Genomic DNA, 4129 nt, shown 5'->3' with positions numbered 1-4129 from the left:
GCGCCTGCCCGCCGCCCCAGCCCTCGATGCCGGCGATCCGCCAAGCCATCCTGGATCACCTCAGTCAGCCACCACCGCGGCGATGCCCGCACTGTGACGCCGTTCTCAATCTGCCACCCTGAAGTCAAACTGCCAAAGTAGCGCTAGTGGTCTGAGTTAGAAGTACGGTTTCAGATTTTGAGCTTGCACCTATGTGTCGGGGATGTCCGCACGGAGGTGACCCATGGCCCGTGGTCCAAAACCTGCTCCTCTCCATCTGACCGAGGACGAGCGCACGCGCCTGGTGGGGCTCGTCCGCCGTCGCAATGTCGGCCAAGCCTTGGCTCAGCGCGCGCGGATCGTGCTGGCCTGCGCTGAGCCGGGATCGACCAACAGTGGCGTTGCCCGTGATCTCGGCGTCAGCCGGATGAGCGTCACAACGTGGCGCGCCCGTTTCCTCGCCCATCGCCTCGACGGCCTCGTCGACCTGCCTCGCTCCGGTGCGCCACGTGCCGTCACGGACACGGCCATCGAAGGGATGGTCACCCTTACGCTGGAGAGCCAGCCAGAGAACGCCACCCACTGGTCGACCCGCGCCATGGCCCGGCGGGTCGGCATGAGCCAGAGCATGGTCTCGCGGGTCTGGCGTGCCTTTGGGCTGCAGCCGCACAAGACCGACACCTTCAAGCTTTCGACCGATCCCGCCTTCGTCGACAAGGTCCGGGACGTGGTCGGCCTCTACATGGCTCCGCCGCATCGTGCCGTGGTGCTGTGCGTCGACGAGAAGCCGCAGATCCAAGCGCTGACGGGCACGGCCCCCGTGCTGCCGATGCGGCCCGGCCAGCCGGAGCGCCGAACTCACGATTATCGTCGCCAGGGTACAACCGACCTGTTCGCCGCCCTTGACGTCCAGGCCGGGACGGTGATCGGCCACTGCACCGGCCGGCATCGTTCGATCGAGTTCCGCGACTTCCTCGATCGGATCGAGGCGGCCGTCCCAGGCGATCTCGACGTGCACCTCGTGCTCGACAACGCGGCTACCCACAAAACCAAGCTGATCCACGACTGGCTGGTGAAGCGTCAGCGTTGGCACCTTCATTTCACGCCGACGTCCGCATCATGGCTCAATCTCGTCGAGGGCTGGTTTGCCCTTCTCACTCGTCGACGTCTGCAGCGTGGTGCCTTCCAACAGACCAGCGATCTCGAAGCTGCGATCCACGCCTACATCGACCAAACCAACGTCGATCCAAAGCCCTTCGTCTGGACCAAACCCGCTGATGCGATCCTCGCAAGCGTCGAACGCTTCTGTCAGAAAACTTCTAACTCAGACCACTAGCTTTCTGGATGCGAGACCTCCTTGGCGTCTGCGACGATGCGAAGGGCGCGTTTGATGAGGCTTGGGCTGGGCGGTCTGTAGGTGGGATTGGCGAGCTCGGGCTCAGCTTCGAGACGCTGGCGCAACACCATCTCGGGCGAGAGACCTTCGAGCATGCGCTGACGGCGACCGTTGTAGGCCGCGTTGAAGCCGCGCAGCACGATCTCCAGGTCGGCGTGGCTGTAGATCATGATGCCCAACACCTCCCGCTGCACCCGGCCGTTGAAGCGCTCGACCATACCATTGGTCTTCGGCGTGTACGGGCGCGTCTTGCGATGCTGCACCCCGTGCCGCTCGCAGGCAGCCTCGAAAGCATCAGCCGTGAAGCAGGAGCCCCGATCGGTGAGCACGTGGGTGACCCGGAAGGGAAAGGCGTCGAATGCGTCCGTGAGGAAGGCCACCGCCGAGGCCGTTGTCTCGTTGTCCATGACCGCGAGGTGCACGTAGCGGGAAGCGCGGTCGATGGCGACGTAGAGGTAGCGTTTGCGGGTGGTGCCGTCACGGTCACGCTGTTTGGGCAGGTGCTTCACGTCGACATGGACGAAGCCGACCTCGTAGTCCTTGAAGGTGCCGTGCGGCTTCCGGGCCTGCTCGGCGGGCGGCAGCCGGTTGAGGCCCTCCGCCCTGAGGATGCGGTAGACGGCGTCCCGGTTCAGGTGCGGCAGGAAGTGGCTGACGACGAAGGTCAGCGCGTCGAGGGGGAAGCCGGTGGAGCGGCGGAGCGCGCGCACGATGGCACGCTCCTCATCGCTGGCACGTCAGGGCAGCTTATGCGGCCGGGCCGAGCGATCCTGACAGGCATCGGGGCCGCGTTTGCGCCATTTGCGGATGGTCTCGGTGGAGACGCCGTAGCGTTTGGCCAGCACGCCGGAGCGCTCAGATGAGCGGGCGATCTCAGCTCGCACGGCTGGGGTTGTGCGGATCTGGGGATGGATGGCAAGCATCAACGAGCCCTCCTGGCAGACAGGCGGCGCACACCCTCGAACCGCCAAGCGTAGGCTTTGATCGCCCAACGTGCCACATCCCAACGACGTTCCGCAACCGAACAGCTAGTGCACTGACTCAGACGGATGGTTCGGGGGCTCGATTAAGGGCGTCGAAGATGGCGGCGGCGGGCTTGGTCCAGACGAAGGGTCATGGGCTTTGGTTGTGCTCTGCGATGTAGCGTTTGATGGCAGCCTGAAGGTCGACGATGCCGGTGAAGGTGCCCGGTTGGAGACGGCGGCGCGTCAGCGTGGAGAAGAAGCCCTCGACGGCATTGAGCCAAGAGGCCGAGGTCGGTGTGAAGTGGAAGGTCCATCGCGGGTGGCGGGTGAGCCAGGCGCGAACCTTCGGGTGCTTGTGGCTGCCGTAATTGTCGAGCACCACGTGGATCACTTTGCCCTCTGGGACTGCCGCCTCGACGGTGTTGAGGAAACGGATGAACTCACCGTGGCGATGGCGCTGCAAGCAGCGGCCGAGCACGGTGCCTTCCAGGACGTCGAGGGCGGCAAACAACGTCGTGGTGCCGTGGCGGGTGTAGTCGTGCGTCTGAGCAGCGGGATGCCCGGGTCCGAGCGGCTGGTCGGGACGGGTCCGCTCCAGAGCCTGGATCTGGCTCTTCTCGTCGATGGACAGCACCACGGCGTGGGCGGGCAGTTGCATATAGAGACCGACGACATCCTCGACTTAGAGCGCCTAACAGAACCGTCTGATCTGGTTGAGGGTGATGAGGCTGGCGGCGAGGCTCGTGAAGGCCTCGTAGATGTCTGCGCGTCGCTCATAGCGGATGGGCAATCGATGGAATCGGTTGAACCAAGCGTGGGTGCCCTCATCCTGAGCTTGTCGAAGGATCCACGACCCAACGGTGACGACCGAGTTTCTCGCTGCTCTCGATGCCCCTACGTGCGATGCGTGGGACGATCCCCCGCGCCCGGCACTCCTGGCGGCGGGGTCTGGCATCGTAGGCCTTGTCAGCGTGCAGCTTGTCTGGACGGCGTCGCGGTCGTCCGCGCCGACCGCTCCGCACAGACGGGATGGCATCGAGCGTGGCCGCCATCATGACGGTGTCGTGCCGGTTGGCCCCGCTCAGGCAGAAGCCGAGCGGGGTGCCGCGCGCGTCGGTGACGAGATGGCGCTTCGTGCCTGGCTTGCCCCGGTCCGTCGGGTTCGGGCCGGTGGCAGGCCCCCCTTTTTGGCCGGGACAGACGCGCTGTCCAGGCAAGCCCGGCTCCAGTCGATCTCACCCGCCGCGTTAAGACGCTCCAGCAACACGTGATGCAGGCGGCTCCAAACGCCCGCCGCCTGCCAATCCCGCAGTCGCCGCCAACAACTCATGCCGGAGCCGCAGCCCATCTCGGCCGGCAGCATTTCCCACGGCAGCCCCGAGCGCAGCACGAACAGGATGCCCGTGAGTGCGGCCCGGTTCTCAATTGGACGACGCCCGCCCTTCGGACGCGGCCGAGGCGGCGGGAGGAGCGGAGCGATCTCATCCCAGAGATCATCGGGGAGAAGCAGTCTGGCCATGCCAAACCAACGCTGAAAACCCCGCTTGGTGCCGTTCTGTTAGGCGCTCTTATTCGGCGAAGGCCGGGTCGTGGGAGCGCTTGAAGGTCCGCACCCGGTGCGACTGCAGGCGGTACTCTTGCCAGATCCGCTGCACGGAGCGGAGCGAGATGCCGGTCCGCGCAGCGACGGCGCGGCCGGTCCAGTGCGTGGCCTCGTCCGGCGGTTCCGAATACGTCAGCGCCAGCACCGTCGCCACTGTGCGGGTGGAATGCGGCGGGGTGCCGGGTG

The 4129-nt window shown here is 65.7% G+C and carries 1 protein-coding gene and 4 pseudogenes; 1 reads left to right on the top strand and 4 read right to left on the bottom strand.

The window, feature by feature from the left end:
* Positions 1–223 precede the first annotated feature (223 nt).
* Entirely contained in the window at positions 224–1315 is a 1092-nt protein-coding gene (locus FV228_RS22050) for an IS630 family transposase (RefSeq protein WP_147856560.1), read from the top strand.
* Here the strand turns inward: FV228_RS22050 and FV228_RS22045 are convergent.
* The 4 pseudogenes from FV228_RS22045 to FV228_RS22030 form a co-directional block, all read right to left on the bottom strand.
* Positions 1312–2298, bottom strand: a pseudogene (locus FV228_RS22045) (IS481 family transposase). The gene FV228_RS22050 and the pseudogene FV228_RS22045 overlap by 4 nt on opposite strands.
* Before the next feature lie 193 nt (positions 2299–2491).
* Positions 2492–3019, bottom strand: a pseudogene (locus FV228_RS22040) (IS630 family transposase); the annotation flags it as partial.
* A gap of 12 nt (positions 3020–3031) precedes the next feature.
* Positions 3032–3859: pseudogene (locus tag FV228_RS22035) on the bottom strand (IS5 family transposase).
* Positions 3860–3911: 52 nt separating this feature from the next.
* Positions 3912–4129: pseudogene (locus FV228_RS22030) on the bottom strand (IS630 family transposase); the annotation flags it as partial.

Origin of the sequence: Methylobacterium sp. WL18 (assembly GCF_008040015.1) — a bacterium.
Classification (GTDB): Bacteria; Pseudomonadota; Alphaproteobacteria; order Rhizobiales; family Beijerinckiaceae; genus Methylobacterium; species Methylobacterium mesophilicum.
The sequence above is the reverse complement of the archived record's forward strand: the minus strand, read 5'-3'. Positions and strand labels throughout refer to the sequence as shown.